The organism is Nocardia sp. TBRC8007 (genome assembly GCF_056629435.1).
The window spans coordinates 39,832-58,469 of the sequence record NZ_JBWSOR010000027.1 but is presented as its reverse complement, the minus strand read 5'-3'; the positions used below and the strand labels follow the sequence as shown (position 1 = coordinate 58,469).

14 protein-coding genes are annotated in these 18,638 nt (G+C 63.7%); 10 read left to right on the top strand and 4 right to left on the bottom strand.

Translation table 11 applies throughout. From position 1 onward, the window contains the following. Positions 1 to 5,575 (top strand): amino acid adenylation domain-containing protein (locus tag ACX4ZE_RS17665; RefSeq protein WP_480274550.1); only part of this gene is annotated, 5,575 nt, incomplete at its 5' end. A 231-nt stretch (positions 5,576 to 5,806) separates the two neighbouring features. After that, positions 5,807 to 6,796, top strand: coding sequence for an alpha/beta hydrolase (locus ACX4ZE_RS17660; RefSeq protein WP_480274555.1), 990 nt, complete (start codon positions 5,807 to 5,809; stop codon positions 6,794 to 6,796). 62 nt (positions 6,797 to 6,858) lie between these two features. Here ACX4ZE_RS17660 and ACX4ZE_RS17655 read toward each other — a convergent pair whose 3' ends face one another. Then, on the bottom strand, positions 6,859 to 7,884 hold the full coding sequence (locus ACX4ZE_RS17655) for an SDR family oxidoreductase (protein ID WP_480274549.1): 1,026 nt from the start codon (positions 7,882 to 7,884) through the stop codon (positions 6,859 to 6,861). 261 nt (positions 7,885 to 8,145) lie between these two features. On the opposite strand from ACX4ZE_RS17655, the gene ACX4ZE_RS17650 reads away from it, so the two are divergent. Further along, positions 8,146 to 9,384 (top strand): TetR/AcrR family transcriptional regulator, encoded by a 1,239-nt coding sequence (locus ACX4ZE_RS17650; protein WP_480274548.1) that lies wholly within the window; start codon positions 8,146 to 8,148, stop codon positions 9,382 to 9,384. A gap of 10 nt (positions 9,385 to 9,394) precedes the next feature. Here ACX4ZE_RS17650 and ACX4ZE_RS17645 read toward each other — a convergent pair whose 3' ends face one another. Beyond that, on the bottom strand, positions 9,395 to 10,921 hold the full coding sequence (locus ACX4ZE_RS17645; RefSeq protein WP_480274547.1) for an aldehyde dehydrogenase family protein: 1,527 nt from the start codon (positions 10,919 to 10,921) through the stop codon (positions 9,395 to 9,397). Between the two features lie 357 nt (positions 10,922 to 11,278). Between ACX4ZE_RS17645 and ACX4ZE_RS17640 the strand changes: the two genes are divergently transcribed. The 3 genes from ACX4ZE_RS17640 to ACX4ZE_RS17630 are packed head-to-tail and all read left to right on the top strand — an operon-like array spanning position 11,279 to position 13,952. Further along, positions 11,279 to 12,262 (top strand): ATP-binding cassette domain-containing protein, encoded by a 984-nt coding sequence (locus ACX4ZE_RS17640; protein ID WP_480274546.1) that lies wholly within the window; start codon positions 11,279 to 11,281, stop codon positions 12,260 to 12,262. Between the two features lie 41 nt (positions 12,263 to 12,303). After that, a complete protein-coding gene (locus ACX4ZE_RS17635) occupies positions 12,304 to 13,086 on the top strand; it encodes an ABC transporter permease (protein WP_480274554.1) in 783 nt (260 codons plus the stop codon). Then, positions 13,083 to 13,952 carry an ABC transporter permease gene (locus tag ACX4ZE_RS17630; RefSeq protein ID WP_480274545.1) on the top strand — a complete coding sequence of 290 codons (870 nt, stop codon included), beginning with the start codon at positions 13,083 to 13,085 and terminating at the stop codon, positions 13,950 to 13,952. The genes ACX4ZE_RS17635 and ACX4ZE_RS17630 overlap by 4 nt, the downstream gene beginning before the upstream one ends. Before the next feature lie 116 nt (positions 13,953 to 14,068). On the opposite strand, the gene ACX4ZE_RS17625 is transcribed toward ACX4ZE_RS17630, so the two are convergent. Together ACX4ZE_RS17625 and ACX4ZE_RS17620 are read right to left on the bottom strand one after the other, a co-directional pair. Then, positions 14,069 to 15,259, bottom strand: coding sequence for a lycopene cyclase family protein (locus tag ACX4ZE_RS17625; RefSeq protein WP_480274544.1), 1,191 nt, complete (start codon positions 15,257 to 15,259; stop codon positions 14,069 to 14,071). A gap of 246 nt (positions 15,260 to 15,505) precedes the next feature. Next, on the bottom strand, positions 15,506 to 15,982 hold the full coding sequence (locus ACX4ZE_RS17620) for a hotdog fold domain-containing protein (protein ID WP_480274543.1): 477 nt from the start codon (positions 15,980 to 15,982) through the stop codon (positions 15,506 to 15,508). Between the two features lie 661 nt (positions 15,983 to 16,643). Here ACX4ZE_RS17620 and rpsJ point away from each other — a divergent pair. Genes rpsJ through rplW form a run of 4 tightly spaced genes read left to right on the top strand, consistent with a single transcriptional unit; the run spans position 16,644 to position 18,629 of the window. After that, entirely contained in the window at positions 16,644 to 16,949 is a 306-nt protein-coding gene (rpsJ, locus tag ACX4ZE_RS17615) for a 30S ribosomal protein S10 (RefSeq protein WP_003938093.1), read from the top strand. A gap of 14 nt (positions 16,950 to 16,963) precedes the next feature. Next, on the top strand, positions 16,964 to 17,629 hold the full coding sequence (gene rplC / locus ACX4ZE_RS17610) for a 50S ribosomal protein L3 (RefSeq protein WP_480274542.1): 666 nt from the start codon (positions 16,964 to 16,966) through the stop codon (positions 17,627 to 17,629). After that, positions 17,626 to 18,327 carry a 50S ribosomal protein L4 gene (rplD, locus tag ACX4ZE_RS17605; RefSeq protein ID WP_480274541.1) on the top strand — a complete coding sequence of 234 codons (702 nt, stop codon included), beginning with the start codon at positions 17,626 to 17,628 and terminating at the stop codon, positions 18,325 to 18,327. Before rplC ends, rplD begins: the two co-directional genes overlap by 4 nt. Next, positions 18,324 to 18,629 carry a 50S ribosomal protein L23 gene (gene rplW / locus ACX4ZE_RS17600; protein WP_480274540.1) on the top strand — a complete coding sequence of 102 codons (306 nt, stop codon included), beginning with the start codon at positions 18,324 to 18,326 and terminating at the stop codon, positions 18,627 to 18,629. The genes rplD and rplW overlap by 4 nt, the downstream gene beginning before the upstream one ends. Positions 18,630 to 18,638 lie beyond the last annotated feature (9 nt).

Below are 18,638 nucleotides of genomic sequence, written 5' to 3'. Positions count from 1 at the left end.
ACAACTGGCCGCGCGCGAGTTCCGGGCACCGGCAAACGAAACCGAAACCCTCATCGCTGAAATATTCGTCGAAGTACTCGGCGTAGAGCAGGTCAGCGCGGACGACTCGTTCTTCGTCCTCGGTGGCGACAGCATCTTGTCCATCCAATTGGTCTCCCGCGCTAAAGCTCGAGGCGTGCTGTTCACTCCGCGCGATGTCTTCGAATGCAGAACCATCGCCGCACTAGCCGAGGTCGCCACGGTTGCCGCCGGCGTCACCGCCGAGGTCGAGGTCGGTGAACTTCCGCTCACCCCGGATGCGGCGCGGATGCTTGTCGAAGGCATCGAGGTGCGGGCCATCGCCCTTGACATTCCCGAGGCCTGCACCACAGAGACAGTGCGTGGCGCGGTGGCCGCTGTGCTCGAACAGCATCCGATGCTATGGGTACGGGTCGAATACGGTAGTGGCACGCCCATACTGCGTATTCCCGCCGCCTCAGAGCGGACCGGCGAAGCGTTCCGCCGGTTGGATCCGCAGCATGGCGAGACCACGCTCCCGATCGATGACGTGGTGCGGGCAGCCGCGGGCGCGCTGGATCCGGAGCAGGGCCGCAATATCCATTTCATCCTCGCCGGCGATCCGGATACCCGCTCGACGCTTATCATCGTGGCCAGCAGTTTGGTGGTCGACGACGTCTCCTGGCGTGTCATTGTCGATCAGCTCACTGCGCGATGGAGCCAGCCGCGTCACGCCGCGCCTGCTGCCTCAGAATCCGGCCTCGGTATGTTCATGCGTGCACTGTCTGTCAAGGCACACGATCCCGCTACGGTCGATGAAATGGCGTGGTGGCGAAGGACTCTGGACGCCGTCGTAGACAGCGCAGGGGCCGAAGGTCGAGATCTGTCTGCACGCAGCAGGGTTTCGCTCACGATTACGGCGGAGGGAACAGCTGCTGTTGCGGCAGTGGCTGAGGCTTACCACGCCGGTGTGGACGACATCCTGCTCACCGCGCTGGCATTGGCTCTGCGGACCGCCGAGGATGCGACGGTGCCGCGTGCGATCGGATCGGTTGTCCGGCTCGCAGCCGACGGTCGTGCGGCAACTCATGTCGACGCGGAGAGCGTGGTAGGCGGATTCATTACCGAGTACCCGCTTCCCTTGCAGTTGACCGGGATCGATATCGATGACGCGCTGCTCGGCGGCCCTGCGGCAGGTGTGGCGATCAAGCAGATCAAGGAGTTGCGCCGGGCAGTGCCAGGACACGGTATCGGCTACGGTTTGCTGCGCTATCTCAACGCCGGCACCGCCGCCGAACTGCGTGAGTGCGAGTACGGCCGGTTTGCGCTACGCTACCGGGATCTACGCCCGGCTCGGGTGCACACCGACCTTCCAGCCGAGGACCTGCTGCTCGTTCTGACTGTCGATGCCACCGACGACGGCTTGCTGGCCCGGTTCGATTTCGCCACAGCGGCTTTCCGCAGTGCGGAAACGAAAACCTTTGCTGAGCATTGGATTCGCGCGCTCGGTGGTCTCGCCGAGCATGGCTTGCGTCCGGAAGCAGGTGGATTCACGCCCTCGGACTTCCCGTTGGTGCGGCTGAAGCAGCCCGATATCGACCGGTTCGACCACGCCTACCCGGAATTGTCGGATGTCTGGCCGGTCACGCCACTGCAGTCGGGCATGCTGTTCCATGCCCTCCTCGCCGAATCCTCGTTCGACGCCTACATCACCCAGTTCGTGCTCGAGCTCGGCGGCGTGGTGGACGCGGACCGGATGCACACCGCCGCGCAGGCTGTGCTGGATCGGTACGACAATCTGCGGGTAGCTTTCGCTTCCGATGCCGAAGGCAATCCGGTCCAGATCGTGCTGGACTCGTTGGATGTGCCATGGCGGCTGATCGATCTGCGCGAGCTCGGGCAGGATGCGGTTGCCGAAATGGCGCGGATCAAGGCGGCCGACCTGGCCGAGAACTTCGACATGCGGACTGCTCCGCTGCTGCGGTTCGCGCTGATCCGCTCCGCCGCAACCAGGTATCACCTCATGGTGACCACCCACCACATCCTGATCGATGGTTGGTCGATGCCACTGTTGCTGAAGGATCTGTTGACGCTGTATGTGCTCGGCGGTAACTCGCGTCGGCTGCCCAAGGTGCCGTCCTACCGCGACTACCTGACCTGGCTGGTGGCGCAGGACACGGAGGTGGCGCGTACGGCGTGGCGCACCGCACTGTCCGGTATCACTGAGCCGACGCCGATCGTGCCGGTCGATCCAAGCCGCGAGATCTCCACGGGTCTCGGCGAGGTCGGTTTCGAGTTGTCCCAGGAGGCAACCGCCGCGTTGACCCGCTTCGCAGCGGAGCTGGGTGTCACGGCGAACACCGTGGTTCAGGCCGCCTGGGGGTTGCTGATCGGCCGCAGCATCGACCGAGACGACGTAGTCTTCGGCGCTACCGTGTCCGGGCGGCCACCGCATCTGGATGGTGTCGAGGCGATGGTCGGGCTGTTCATCAATGCGATCCCAGTGCGGGTACGGCTCGACGCACGCATCACCCTCGGCGAATTGCTCCGTCGTTTGCAGACGGAACAGGCCGTACTGTTGAACCACCATTACCTGGGCTTGAGCGATATCCAGGATGCGATCGGGGTGGAAGGATTGTTCGATTCGCTCGTGGTGTTCGAATCGTTCCCAGTGGACCGCGCGGGTCTGGCGAAGGCAAGCGCGATTGATGGGATGGACATCATCGGCCTGGAAGGGATCAATGGCACCCACTATCCGCTCACCGTAATGGTGATGTTGGACAGCAGCCTGCGTGTTTCGGTGAAGTACCTGCGTGACCTGTTCGACGAACCGGAGGCACAGGCGATCGCCCAGCGGCTCGCGATGCTGATCGGTCGTTTCGTGACCACCTCGCAGGCGCAGGTCGGCGAGATCGACGCGCTGCTCGACGATGAGCGCGCGGAACTGGTCGCAGGCAATGCCACGGACACACCGGAATTGCTCGACGACGCGACATTGTTGTCATTGTTCGACGCGCAGGTGGCCCGGACGCCGGATGCGCCCGCCGTTCGTTTCGGTGACACCGTCCTCAGCTACGCCCAATTCGACGCACGGGTGGGAGCGTTGGCTGTCGAGCTGATCCGCCGAGGCGTCGGACCGGAGACATTGGTCGCCGTGGCCATGCGGCGCGGCATAGAGTTGGTGGTCGCGATCTACGCGGTGCTGCGGGCCGGTGGTGGCTATGTTCCGATCGATCCGGACCATCCGGCCGAACGCAGCGAGTATGTGCTGGACAGCGCCGCGCCCAGCTGTGTGCTGACCACCACTGTTGACGCGTTCGATACCGCGACCGACGTTCCGGTGGTCGCGGTCGACACGCTGCACCTGTCCTCGGAGCAGGGGCCTCGACCGCAGGACTACGCCCACCCGGACGCTGTCGCCTACGTCATCTATACTTCGGGCTCCACCGGGCGACCGAAGGGCGTATTGATCAGCCATCGACAGATGATCAACCAGTTCCGCTGGGCGCAGTCGATGTATCCGCATGATGGCGGCGATGCGGTGCTGCACAAGACGTCGATCACCTTCGATATCTCCGCCTGGGAACTGTTCTGGCCTTTGCAGACCGGAGCATCGATTGTGATCGCGGCGCCCGACGGCCACCGGGATCCGGCCTACCTGGCGCGAACTATTGTCGAAAATAACATCACCACAGCGCATTTCGTGCCTTCGATGCTGGAAGCCTTCCTGGACCCTGTGGTCAACCCGAACGCAGGATATCCATCGTTGCGGCGGGTGTTCGCCGCAGGCGAGGCGTTGCCCGGAGAGATTGCCGCTGCTTTCGCCGCTACCGTGCCGGAGGCCGTCTTGGCCAACTGGTACGGACCCGCAGAAGCCACCGTTGTTACCAACTTGACGGTGCGTGACACTGCCGCGGTGTCGATCCCGATCGGTACGCCGGTGGCCAATACCCGCGTGTATGTGCTCGATCGGCATCTGTGTCCGGTGCCGCCGGGCATGGCAGGCGAGTTGTATGTCGCGGGTGTGCAGGTGGCCCGGGGCTATCTCGGCGCCCCAGCACTCACCGCCGAGCGTTTTGTCGCCTACACAGGCGGCACCCGGTTGTATCGCACCGGAGACGTCGTGCGCTGGCGCGACGGAGTGCTGGATTACATGGGTCGTAGTGATTTTCAGGTCAAGCTACGTGGTCAGCGCGTCGAACTCGGCGAGATCGAGTCGGTACTCGGCGGGCACCCCAAGGTGCGGCACGCCGCGGTATCGCTGCACCGTGGTGCTGCTGGGGACCAGTTGATCGCCTACGTGGTCGCTGTAGCGGATACGGATATCGACGAGTCCGCTCTGCTATCGCATGCGCGCAGCGCGCTGCCGTCCTATATGGTGCCAGCGGCGGTAGTTGTGCTCGAACGACTGCCATTGAATGCCAATGGCAAACTCGATCGCAAGGCATTGCCCGCACCGCTGCTCGCGGCGGGCCCGTACCGCGCGCCGAGTACATCGCTGGAGCGGACTGTACTCGAAGTATTCGGGGAGGTGCTCGACCTCGGTGTCGAGTACCGAATCGGCATGGACGACGACTTCTTCGCCTTGGGCGGTAACTCGCTGGTTGCGACGCGCGCGGTCAGCAGGTTGCGTGTACTGACCGGCGCTGAGGTGCGGGTGCAGTGGTTTTTCACCGACTCGACCCCTGCGGCGTTGACAGCTCGCATTCTCGCGATGCTGGCCGAAGAGCACGATTACGACCAGGAGTCGAATGCCGCGTTGGGGGTGCTGCTGTCGATCCGGACGCGGGTGCCGCATGACACGACTGCGGCCGAACCGCTGTTCTGTTTGCATCCTATGTATGGACTGTCCTGGTGCTATGCGGGTTTGGTCCGTTATGCGCCTGCGAACACGCCGATCTTCGGTTTGCAGTCGCCCGCACTGTCCGAGGAGGACTACCTGCCGGCTTCGCTGGCCGAGATGGCGCACCGGTATGTGGTCGAGATCCGCGCGGTGCAGCCGCACGGGCCTTATCGATTGCTCGGTTGGTCCCTCGGTGGCGTGCTTGCGCACGCGGTGGCGACCGAGCTGCAAGCCGACGGTGCGCAGATCGAGCTGCTGGCCATGCTCGACAGCCACCCGGACATCGACATCACGGATTTCCGCGCGGCGATCCGTGAGGCATTGGCTGAACTCGGCATCGGCGCAGACGCCCTGTTGCCCGGCGACGGTGATATTCACGACCTGAGTCCGGAGGCGCTCGCCGCGCTGCACGCAACGATTCCACCGGATATGGCGGTACTGACTCCGGAACGGGTACGCCGCATCTACCGTAGCGCGGTGCGCTCCGCCGAACTGATCGCCGAGCACCGGCCCGAGGTATTCCACGGTCGGGTGGACTACTTCAGCGCGGTCGGCCACGACACAGCGGCAGCCAACTGGCGACCATATGTCACCGGTCGCGTCGACGACTATCCCATCGACGCCACACACGACCAGATGACCTCGCCGGAAGCGTTGACCAGCATAGGCCCACGGTTGTGCGAGTTGCTCGATCAGGCAGGCAGGCAGACGACACCGGACGCGGGTCGGTCATGAGCGGAACGAGCCTTTCGGGCATGATAGGGCAACGGCGCGGCAACGGTAGCTCTGCCGTCCCGGCAGCGTAGGCCGTATGGTCAGGCGTGATATCCAGCCTCCACCCGCCGTATTGGGGAGTACACAGCGATCTCTAGACGAAGCGAAGGTGCGAAATTGATACGTCGACAGACCAGGCGCGGCGGTGTTCGTGCAGTCGCGGTGATCGCGGCAACTGCGGTACTCGCGGGAATGACCGGCCTCGGCGCGTCTACCGCGACCGCTGACCCGATCATGGATTCCAAGACTCTGCTGGCGGATCCGATCGCTCCGGATGGTTCGCGTATCACCAAGGCTGAGTACAAGGATTCGCGCAGCCTTCGATTGCATGTGTACTCGTCGGCGATGGACCAGAACATCATCATCGACGTCCAGCGCCCGGCCGACGCGTCCGTACCGCGCCCCACGCTGTACCTGCTCAACGGTGCGGGCGGTGGTGAGGACCAAGCCTCATGGCAAGCGCGGACCGATGTGCTGCAATTCCTGTCGGACAAGAACGTCAATGTGATTCAGCCCATTGGTGGTAAGTGGAGCTATTACACCGACTGGATCAAGGACGATCCGGTGCTCGGTCGCAATAAATGGAAGACCTTCTTCACCGAAGAGCTGCCCCCGCTGGTCGATGGCGCGCTGGGAGCTAATGGGGTGAACGCTATCGCGGGCTTGTCCACTTCGGGTACCACAGTGCTCGCGCTGCCGATCGCCAAGCCGGGGCTGTACAAGGCCTCCGCGGCGTACAGCGGTTGTGCGCAGACCAGTGACCCGGTCGGCGCCGAATTCGTGAAGCTGACTGTGGAGACCTGGGGTGGCGGCAACACCGACAATATGTGGGGCCCTGAGGGCTCGCCGGATTGGATCGCCAACGATCCGTACGTGAACGCCGAGGGCTTGCGTGGACTCGACCTCTATCTCTCCTCAGGCAACGGACTGCCCGGCCAGTACGACACGCTCAACAATCCTTATGCCATCCCCGGCCCTTACGGTCTGGCCAATCAGATCATTATCGGCGGTGCGATCGAGGCGGGTACCAACTACTGCACGCACAATATGCAGAGGAGGCTGAAGGAGCTGGGTATCCCGGCCACCTTCCACTTCCGCGATTCGGGTACCCACTCGTGGGGCTACTGGCGCGACGAGTTCGAGCGGTCATGGCCGGTGCTGGCGAAGGGGCTCGGCCTCTGAGGCATCGATCTCGCTCTGATCCATCTTGCCGCCGGGCGACCAGCGCCCGGCGGCAAGATGGATCAGAGCCAGTTCTCGATCCAGTATTTCCAGATCCGGGGTGCGTAGGCCTCCAGCGGAGGGACCTTGATATCGGTGCCCGCTAGTGCCGCATCAGTGTGGCGGCAGTCGAACCAGCAACTGAATTCACTGTGCTCCAGGACATCCAAGGGGACGCCGACCCGGGACAGCAGCCAGTTCGCACCGGGGATGCGCAGCATCATGTCAAGGGTGCGTTTGGGCATGATCTCAACCAGATGCGGCGCTCCTGCCTCGTCGGCGAACAGATTCAACGCCTCGACCGCGCTCTGTCTGCGTGGGTCGACCAGATGGTAAGTGGTCTTATCCGTAGCGGAACAATGAGCGATGTGATCCAGAGCATGAGCGACGAAATCGACCGGGACCATATTGGTCTCGCCGAGTTCGGGGACCAGCACTGGGAGTAACCTTGGCAATTGCGCGCCCATGCGCAACAGGCGGAAGAAGTAGTACGGGCCATCGATTCGATCGATTTCGCCGGTCCCGGAATGGCCGATCACGATCGATGGTCGGTAGATGCGCCAGCGTAGGCTGGAGTCCCGTACGATCCGTTCGGCCTCGAATTTGGCCCGCTGTATGGGTGTGGCCAGTGCCTGACCACGGTCGAACATGTCCTCGGTGAACAGTCCCTGGCTGGATCCGGCGATCTCCGCGGTGGAGACGTGATGCAGTAGATCGGCGTTCAATTCCTGGGCGACCTCCACCAGGTGTCTGGTTCCGCCGCCGCGATCGAGCAGGTCGTAGCCGACAGCCAGATGGAAGATATGGTCGATGGTGCCACGGTGCTGGGCTAGCCAGGCTGGGTCGATGCCAAGCCCAGGGGAGCAGAGATCGCCACGGACCGGACGGACGCGGTCGCCGCCCGCCCATTCCTGCGCACAGCAGGCGAACCGATCGGCCGAGATGTGGCCTGGCCGTACCAGTACATGAATGTCACCCTCGCGTTTCAGCAGCTCGGGGATGAGGAACCGACCGATGAACCCAGTTGCCCCGGTAACCAGGTAAGTCATAGCAGATCAACATAGTCGCTTACTGGTCGGTTCGGTAACCGAGATCCGGAGCGCTTTGTCATCCTGGACCGCGGTAACCCCCACGGTGGTCCCTGTTGTAGTTGCTGGGAATTGTGGAATCGGTATCGCTCGTATTCGCCCCCTGTGTCGCGATTCAGTGGGCGAAGGAGTATGAATAATCATCAACTATGCGAATTGTAGTTAACTTAAGTTCCATTATCGAGCACGGTCAACCGGTGTTGCCCAAGAATGGAGAGATACATGGCCGCAGATCGTAGCGAGGTCGATCTCGCTACCACGCGGTCCAGCCCGGAAAGCAGAGCGAGTGCGGAGGGGGCGCCGTCGGTGCGGCGCCGTCCGAAGGATCGCAAAGCCCAGATCATGCGGGCGGCCGCACGAGCGTTCAGTGAGCGTGGGTACTATCCGGTCGGTGTAGATGAGATCGCCGCAGAGGTCGGGATCTCTGGGCCCGCGCTGTATCGGCACTTCACCAACAAATACGCGCTCTTGGTCGCGGTGGCCGAGGAAGGCGCGCGGCATCTGCTCGCCGTCACAGAGAGCGCCGACGATGCCAGGCTGGCTCCCGAGCAGCGCCTGAACACGATGCTCCGCGCGGTCTGTGAGCACACTATCGAGATTCGTCGGGAGGCTGGGCTCTACCGCTGGGAACGGCGTTATCTCGAACGTGTCGACCGGGCCTGGATCAAGAAGATCTATGACGACATCAACAGCGCCATCGCCGCGCCTATCGTGCTGCTGCGGCCCGATGCGCCACCAGCTGATGTGGCGATGTTGGCCACGGGCGTGCTCAGCGCGATCGCCAGCATCACGGCGCACCGCACTGCGTTATCGAGCACCAGACTGCTTCCATTGCTGCACGAAATGGCCTGGACCATCGTGCGCACCGAGTTGCCCGCCGCGCCCACCGAGCCGGACGATGGGCCATCTGTGCGCGGCGTCCCGGTGACTTCGAAGCGGGAACAGTTACTCACCGAAGCAATCAGGATCTTCGGCAGACAGGGATACCACGAGGCGAGTATCGAGGAGATCGGCGCCGCAGTCGGCATCAACGCATCCAGCGTGTATCGGTACTTTTCCAGCAAGGCCGATCTGCTCGCCGCGGCCTTTTATCGCACCAGTGACCGGCTGGCCATCGCGATCACCGAGGCACTGACCGAGGCTATCAGCCGGGAAGACGCGGCCCGGCGCTTAGCCGGTCGCTATGTCAAGCTGAGTTTCGCCATGCCGGAGATCATGCCGGTCTACTATGCGGAGTTCAGCAACTTGCCGCACGCCGAGCAGTACAAGCTGCGCGCCCTGCAGCGGCAGAACGTGTTGGAGTGGGCCAATCTGCTCGACGGAGATCCGGTGGAGGCACGTTTCCGGGTGCATGCGGCCATCGGCCAAGTGATCGACGTTGGCAGGTCGATCCGGTTCGATCCCAGGCCCGAGCAACAGGCTCGGGTTACCGCACTGATGAACGCGGTGCTGCTCGGCTGAGCAGGCCCGCTCACAGACGCACCCTGTGCCGGATACGGAAGATCCGACCAGCCAAGCGTAGGTGCCGCGGGCGGCGGTCGAAGGTGGACAGATTCACCGGCGTCCGATATTTCTTGCGCGTGATGGCCAGGGTCCTGCTGAATTCACGCAATCCCTGCTCACCATTCCGGTGCCCCTGCTCATACTCGCCCACCCCACCGAACGGCAGCGCGGGGGTGCTCATATGGGCGGTGGAGGAGTTGATGGTCACCATCCCGACCCGTAGGCGTTCGGCGAACGCTTCGATCTCTCGGACATCCCGGGTGAACACCGCTACCGCGACATCGGTGCCGATCGCGTTGATCCGCTCGGCGGCCTCGTCCATACTCACCACCTTGTTCACGACCAGTACCGGGCCGATGCCTTCGCCGGTGATCGCAATGCTCTCTTCCGGCACCTCGGTCAGTACGATCGGCTCGATGTAGGGATCGCGGATCGAGTCCAACCCACCGAGCACCGCGCGGCCGCCGCGGGCCACCGCGTCCCGTACCTGCTTGCGCACCACATCGACCTGCGACTGTCTGATCATCGGACCATAGGATGCCTTCCGATCGGCCCCTGGTCGTAGTGTGTGGGCGTGCTCCACCACCAATTCCAGAAAGCGCTCGTAGACCGACTGGGCGACATAGGCACGCTGAATCCCGGTGGGGAGCTGTCCGGCGTCGGCCATCGCTCCGAATACTGCGGCCTCGGCGGCGTCTGTTAGTTTTGCGTCCACGTGTACGACCATGCTGCCCTTGCCGCTGCGCTCGACAACAATCGGTGTCATGGTCTGTGCGCAGGCCGCCACTGCCTCGCGAGTATCCGCCTCCGGCCCCGCACAGGCGATCTTGTCGACCCGTGCGCGACATAGCGCGATAGCGGTTTCGGTATCGCCGGTGACCGCTTGCAGTACCGGTTGATTCGGCGCGAGCCGAGACCAGCTGTCGGCCAGCCACATCCCGACACCGGTGGTCAGCTCATGTGGCTTGAACACCACAGCGTTGCCCGCTGCCATCGCATAGACGATCGAACCCATCGGAGTGGATACCGGGTTGTTCCATGGACCGAGGACCCCGACTACGCCGAGCGGAAGATAGCCGACCGTGGTGCGTTGATTGCGGGTGAGCCAGGTGGCGCCGAGACGCCGCCGGTCCAGCGCGCGCGCCGCATTGCGTGCGGCCCAATGCAAGTTTTCCACCGCAAGCATCACTTCGATCGCTGCGTCCGCCCGAGGTTTTCCGGTCTCTTCGCATAGCAGGGTGACCAATTCACCGGAGCGGCGCACGACATCACGTTTCCAGTCGAGCAACCAACGCTTTCGGGTATTGAAACCCATTTGCGCCCACCACTTTCCGGCGGAGCGGGCGATGCACACGGCCTGATCCAGCTCATCTGCGCTCATTACGGCGTACCTGCCGACAACTTCGCCAGTGCGTGGGTCGTGGGACACCAGCCCGTATTCCTGGACTGTTTCTCCCCGATGAGTTACCAGCGGTGGCTGCGTGGACTCGACCATGATCACCTCTCGCAGTGTCGGAACCGGTATGCGAACCGGCCGACGGTACGCAGTCGCGGACGAGTGAACATGTTCCCCGCATAGCAGACTATGGCCTGCCACAGCGGGCCGACAAGGCTCGGCCGCAGGCGGCCGAGCCAGCTCGGTTCTCCTCACCAGCGGCTACCTTTCATACACCGAATCAGGAGCGGTGCGTGTGAGTAAGGACACAGCGACTGGGTGGAGGCTCTGTTTCCTGGGGGCCGAGCCCAGCCGACTGAGCCGGTAACATCACGCCGAGCGCGGCGGATCACTTATCCGAGTGCGAGCATGCGCTCGGGCGATATCGTCGCCGCACCGGCCGATAGTGGAGAGTTGATGCCGATTTCCGATCAAGCAGATTCGCATGCGGGTGAGCCTGCGGTCCGGGTAACGGACGTCCGTAAGTCATTCGGCGAGGTGCATGCGCTGCGCGGCGTCAGCTTCGTCGCCGAACGTGCCCGTGTCCTCGGTATCCTCGGCCCCAACGGCGCAGGTAAGACGACCACGGTGAAAGTCCTCTCCACGCTGTTGCGCCCGGACTCCGGCACTGCCGTAGTCGCCGGGCACGACGTACGGAAGAACCCGGCGGGCGTGCGCCGATCGATCATGATGACCGGGCAGTACGCCGCGCTGGACGAGAATTTGTCCGGCAGGGAGAACCTGGAGTTGTTCGGCAGATTGATGGGCTTGGGCAAGTCTGCGGCCCGTAGGCGGGCCGACGCATTGCTCGGGGAATTCGATCTGACGAGTGCGGGTCGTCGCGCGGTGCGGCACTATTCGGGCGGTATGCGCCGTCGTGTCGATATCGCTTGCGGTCTGGTGGTGCGACCGGAAGTGGTGTTCTTGGATGAGCCGACCACCGGCCTGGACCCACGCAGCCGCCAGGGAGTCTGGGATCTGGTGGGCGCGCTGAAAGATCAAGGCATCACGGTACTGCTGACCACGCAGTATCTGGAGGAGGCCGATGTGCTCAGTGACAACATCATCGTGATCGATAGGGGCACGGTGATCGCGGAGGGTACCGCAGACGAACTCAAGGAGAAGACAGGCGGTAGTTACTGCGAGGTGGTCCCGTTGGATCCGACCAGGTTGCGCACCGCCGCGTTCGCACTCGGCGATCTGGTACCCCCCGCAGTGCTGGCCGACCTCAATGGCGGCGACCGGTTGTCCATTCCAGCACCGGAAGGCGCTGCGACGCTGACCGAAGCGCTGCGCAGACTGGACAGCGCGGGCGTCGACTTGGCCGATATAGCGCTGCGCCGTCCATCGCTGGACGACGTGTTCATGTCTCTCACCGGTCACTCGGGTGGCCACGCGTGACTGCTACCACTGCCAAGGAGAGTGCATCGGCAAGTCCGGTGATGTTGTTCGCCGAACTGCCCGTGGCACGACTGTCATCACTCGCGCAGTGGCGGGCGCTGACCGGCCGGATCGTCCACACCATGGCGACCAAGGGCGAACTGATCGTCGCGATGGTCACCCCACTGGTGTTCACCCTCGGTTTCTACCTGCCGCTGCGCTACGTAATGAACTTCCAAGGCATCGACTACGCCCAGTACGTCATGCCTATCATCGTGCTGCAGACCATGGCCTTCACGATGATGTCCAATGCCCAACTGGCCGCGTTCGAGGCATTGACCGGGTTGAGTACTCGGCTGCAGACCATGCCGATCGGCATGCTGGTGCCATTCAGCGCGCGCATCTGCGCCGGTTTGGTGCGGTCGGTCACCTCGCTCACCGCGGCCGTACTCTTCGGACATCTCATCGGATTCCGGTTCGAGGCAGGCGTCGGCCAAGCCGTGCTTTTCTGCGCCTTTTCCCTCGCCGTCGGCACATTGCTCGGGATCGGCGCGGACGCACTGGGCAATATCACCAAGAGCCCGGAATCGTTGAGTCAGGCGCTGACCTTACCGACGCTGATCTTCGGCATGCTCTCCTGTGGATTCGTGCCTGAACGAAGTTTTCCGGAGTGGATTCGGCCGTTCGTACGTAATCAACCTATCTCCCAGTTCTCCTTCGCCCTGCGCGATATGGCGGCCGACGGGGTGACTTGGCAGGTGCTGTGGGTACCTCTGGTGTGGCTGATCGGGCTGGCCGCGGTATTCATCCCATTGGCGATCTGGGCGAGCGTGAGGCGGTCATGAGTTCTGTGGAAGCGACCACGGCACCTTCGGCAGGCGCTGTGGAGCGGATCGGACCCTCGGCGCTGCCAGAGGTGGCGATGCGCCGAGAGGCGACCTTTCGCAACTGGTCGACGCACAGCTTGCTCCAATGCAAACGGCTGCTGCTGGTGTGGTTACGAGATCCGGCGACGACCATCCAGACGTTGGTGTATCCAGCGCTCACTCTGCTGATGTTCCGCATCGTGCTGGGAAATTCGATTACGGCCTACACCGGGCAGCCGAGCATCTATGGGCAGGTAGCGTTACTGACACTGGTAGCGGCGATGTCCGGTGCCGTGGTGAGCGCGCTGGGATTCAAGGTCGAGAAGGCGGCTGGTTTGCTCGGCCGATTCTGGACTATGCCCATTCATCGGGCGGCGGGACTCACTGGTCGCTTGCTGGCCGAGGCGGTGCGAGTGCTGATCACGACTCTCTGTGTGATCGGTGTCGGGGTATTGCTCGGCTTCCGATTCCAGCAGGGGCTGGTCGCCGCCATCGCGTTGATCGGCATTCCGGTCCTGTTCGGGCTTGCTTTCGCTGTACTCGTCACGGCACTGGCCACCATTACCGAGGGTGTCATGCTTGTGAACGTCATCGGCGTGATCAATACCTTGCTCATGTTCTTCAACACCGGTTTCGTCCCTGCTTCCGCATACCCGTCGTGGCTACGGGCAACAATCGAGAACCAGCCGATGAGCTGCGCCATCGATGCCATACGCGGATTGTCCTACGGTGGCCCTGTCGCTGAGCCGATGCTGAAAACCCTGGTGTGGAGCCTGGGAATCGTAGTCGTCTTTGCTTACCCGGCAATCCGCGGCTATCGCCGGGCCGCGGAAACGGGCGCGTGACAGTGATCTTTCAGGTGTCGGGATCTTTCAGGTGCCGGACTTTCAGAAGGTGAAAAGGTATTGCGAAGCGTCGATCTCGCTGAGGGGCTGTCGGCCGCATGCTCCGCTATGCGGGTCTACGGGTGCGACGCGGAGCTCGGCGCCCGTTCGAAATCGTAGTCCAGCCAGCGGTTGCGATTGGTCCAGCCGACCAGGTCGTATCGCGAGCGAAACGGCCAGGTGTGGTGGACGGTATCGACCAGCACGGCGCCCAGGGTGGTGTAGTCGTCGCGGGCGGACCACAGCGCGCGCTGGCCGCGCGGAGTGCCGTTGAAGAACACGTCGAACATGGCGATGAACTGCTCGGTGGTGAGTCTGCCCATACCATAGAGCCCGCGCATCCGCATCCAGTACACCAGCCGCGCGCGTAGCGGCCACAGTTCTGCGATCGGGTCACGGCCTTGTCGCAGTGCGGTGACCGCGGTGTCGGCCAACGCCAGTGCGTCGGCGACGCTGTAGCCGGTGCACGGGTGCACCATGCCACCGCGCGCGCCGAACGGGATCGCCCGCGCCCGGCTTTTCCGTGGCGGTGGCTGGTCGAGTGGATAGTGCGCTGCCTCGCTGGGTTCGCCTCCGGTGAGCCGGATACCGTGTGTGGCGAGACGGTTGAGTGTGCGCTTGCGTAGCTCGCGCTGCGGCATGCCGCCGCGCAGCCCGAGACAAGTCTCTTCGAAGATCACTGTGCCGTCGCCGATCGGCACCGCGTAGAGGAACGACGGCGGTTCATCCGGGCCCGCGCCGTTGTCCGGCCGCCAATCCAGCAATAAGCATTCGCCCTCGGTAACCATCGGCGCGGCTTTCTCCGCGTCGACGAAGATGCCGTGCGCGCTCACCGCCCGGCGGCGTCCGAGGGGCGGCAGGCCACGCGTGTCGAATACCGTTGCCGCGGTGTGGACCGCGCCGTTCGCGAGTTCCACCTCATGCGCACCGACCTGGGTGGCTCTGCCTGTCACAACAGTGGCGCCGTCGAGCGGGAGCGCCGTGTGCAGACCTGGTTTGGACAATACGCAGTAGGGCCGGTCGATGCGGTGCTCGCTGGTCGTCCATACCGTGGGCATCGAGATCGTGGTCGCGATGGCGTCGACGGGTAGCCAATCCGGTAACTCGTCCACCCAGCAGGCGAAGGTAGGCGGCCACAGTCGGTCGGGCCGGGGATCGATCGCGGTCACCGAAAGCCCAGCCCGTAGTGCGCGGTGGGCGAGTGCCCGTCCGGCGGGACCGAGCCCGACCACGCACACATCGGCTTCCCGCACCGCGCCGGCACTCATGGGGGCATTCGGTCCAGTTCGCGGAGGCGAGCGCGGCTATATCGATTCCGTGTGTCGGCAGAAATCCGGCCGCGCGCTATCGAGCGTAGTGCAGGCACGGCGCTCGGAGTCCTGCTTCGACGTCTCACTCCGTCTCCGCGTTCCGCTGCCATGGCGCCCAATATACCGATCGCTCCCCACGCCGAGTCTTCTATGGTCTGGGTCTTCTATGGTCTGGGTCTTCTGCGGTCTGGACGGATGCCATGGTCATCGAGGGGTGACCCAGATGGTGATATCGGCGTGCACGACCTCCGAACCGCGCTTGTCGTAGATCGACACCGGCACCACCATGTCGCGGCCCTCGGTGATGGTCACGAAATCGGGTACTTCGGGCAGCTTCGCGATGGCGCGTAGACCGGTCTCGGCTTTGGCCAGGTACTGCACGGTCATCCCCTTCGGAATCCAGCGGTGCGTCGTCGGCACTGTCGCCTCGCTCAGCATGCCCATCGCGACTTCGGCCAGGTTGCATGTCGCGATGGCATGAAAGGTGCCCAGATGATTGTGCACGCCGAACCATTTCGGCGAGGTTACCTCGCACAGCCCCGGCTCCAGCCGGGTCACGGTTGGTAGCACGGTGGCCGCGTATGGCAGCCGAGCGACCACCGCGAGGGAGAACAGGGTATGGCCCAGCCGATTGTCCGGCAGTTTTCTCCAGCCGCGATAAGTCGTTGTCTCGTTCGTCATGCCCACACCTTACTCAAGAGTAAGTTCTATTCGAGTGTAAGTCCGTGGCGTATTCGATCGGCCCGCACCGTCCTGTCATGGAGACCGCCAGGACTGCGGCGAAACTGGACTGCGCACTCGCTCTGTCCATGGCGCGGACGTGATCATCACGGGGTCGAGCCCGCGCCGCACCGAGGAGGCGCAGGCGATTTGAAGTGTCGAGAGGTGTCGGGCATACTGTTCGGGTTGCCTTGCACCGGGCCGCATCTGCTCCTATAGGTTCCACGGGAAATAGGTGGCCGAGCGAGGCGAGTAGTACCCCCATCGTGTACCTCGCCGGGTTTCCGGCGCGGGTACGTCCGGGACGATGTCCCCGGCCCGAGGCGCTGTGCGATCCGTGGCCGAGGAATGAGCGGCTGTGCGACACGCCCGACCGCGTGTACCGGAGAACCATGACAGATGAACAGCGGCGAGGACCGGGCATGCCCGGTCGTGGTCTCGACTGTGTCGGATCCAGGCCGAGCGAGGGCCCTGCGTGGTTACGCAGACCAACTCCTCTGGGCTCGACCCGCTCGGGCTGAGGCGTCTTCGTGTGTTCGGGCTGTGCAAATGAGGGTGGTCCAGCGGGTTGGGTAGTCGACCCGGCGGACCACGAAGGAAAGCGGAGAAAAGGACACTTAGCGTGGCGGGACAAAAGATCCGCATCAGGCTCAAGGCCTACGACCACGAGGCGATCGACGCATCGGCGCGCAAGATCGTGGAGACGGTGACCCGCACCGGGGCGCGCGTCGTCGGCCCGGTGCCGTTGCCGACCGAGAAGAACGTGTACTGCGTCATCCGTTCGCCGCACAAGTACAAGGACTCGCGCGAACACTTCGAGATGCGCACGCACAAGCGCCTTATCGACATCCTCGACCCGACGCCGAAGACGGTGGACGCGCTCATGCGCATCGACCTGCCGGCCAGCGTCGACGTCAACATTCAGTGACGGGGACTCGAGAAATGACTGACAACAAGAACAGGCCTGCCGCAGGCATCCTGGGCACCAAGCTCGGTATGACCCAGGTCTTCGACGACAACAACCGCGTCGTTCCCGTGACCGTTATCAAGGCCGGGCCGAACGTCGTCACCCAGATCCGTACCGCGGAGCGCGACGGCTACAGCGCCGTCCAGCTCGCATTCGGTGCCATCGACCCGCGCAAGGTGAACAAGCCGGACTCCGGTCAGTTCGCCAAGGCCGGTGTCACCCCGCGCCGTCACATCATGGAGATCCGGGTCGCGGACGCGTCCGGCTTCGAGGTCGGTCAGGAGCTCAACGCCGACGTGTTCGAAGAGGGCAGCTATGTCGACGTCACCGGTACCAGCAAGGGCAAAGGCTTCGCAGGCACCATGAAGCGCCACGGTTTCCATGGTCAAGGTGCTTCGCACGGCGCGCAGGCGGTGCACCGTCGTCCAGGGTCGATCGGTGGCTGCGCCACCCCAGGTCGCGTGTTCAAGGGCATGCGCATGTCGGGCCGGATGGGTAACGACCGGGTCACCACGCAGAACCTTTCGGTACACAAGGTGGACGTCGAGAACGGTCTGCTGCTGATCAAGGGAGCGATCCCGGGTCGCAAGGGCGGCGTCGTGATCGTCAAGAGCGCCGTGAAGGGTGGTGCGCACGCATGACCAGCGTCGCAGTGAAAAAGAAGTCGGACGCCGAGCAGGCATCCGCGAATCTCACGCTGCCGGTCAAGGAGATCGGCGGTAAGACCAACGGTACCGTCGAGCTTCCTGCGGAGATCTTCGACGTGACCGCCAATATCGCACTGATGCATCAGGTCGTGGTGGCCCAGCAGGCCGCGGCCCGCCAGGGTACGCATGCGACCAAGACCCGTGGCCAGGTGTCCGGCGGCGGCAAGAAGCCGTACCGGCAGAAGGGCACCGGTCGCGCCCGTCAGGGTTCGACCCGCGCCCCGCAGTTCACCGGCGGCGGCACCGTGCACGGTCCGCAGCCGCGCGACTACGCCCAGCGCCTGCCCAAGAAGATGAAGGTCGCCGCGCTGCGTGGCGCCTTGTCGGACCGGGCCCGCAACGAGCGGATCCACGTGATCAGCGAACTGGTGGTCGGCCAGACTCCGTCTACCAAGACCGCCAAGAGCTTCCTAGCCGAGCTGTCGGACCGGAAGAAGTTCCTGGTCGTGGTCGGCCGCGCGGACATCGCCGCATGGAAGAGCGTAGCGAACTTGCAGAACGTGCACCCGATCGCACCCGACCAGCTCAACACCTACGACGTGCTCAACAGCGACGACGTGGTGTTCAGTGTCGAGGCGCTCAACACGTTCGTGCACGGCCCCGCCGAGTCCGCACAGGAGGAGAGTAAGTGACCACCATCGCCGACCCGCGCGACATTCTGCTGGCGCCGGTCATCTCCGAGAAGTCCTATGGACTGATCGAGGAGGGCACCTACACCTTCCTGGTGCATCCGGATTCGAACAAGACGCAGATCAAGATCGCCGTGGAGAAGATCTTCGGCGTGAAGGTGACCAGCGTCAACACCGCCAACCGTCAGGGCAAGCGCAAGCGGACCCGCTTCGGTTACGGCAAGCGTAAGGACACTAAGCGCGCGCTCGTGACCATCTCGGCCGACAGCAAGCCCATCGAGATCTTCGGAGGACCGGTCGTCTAAACGCCCGGG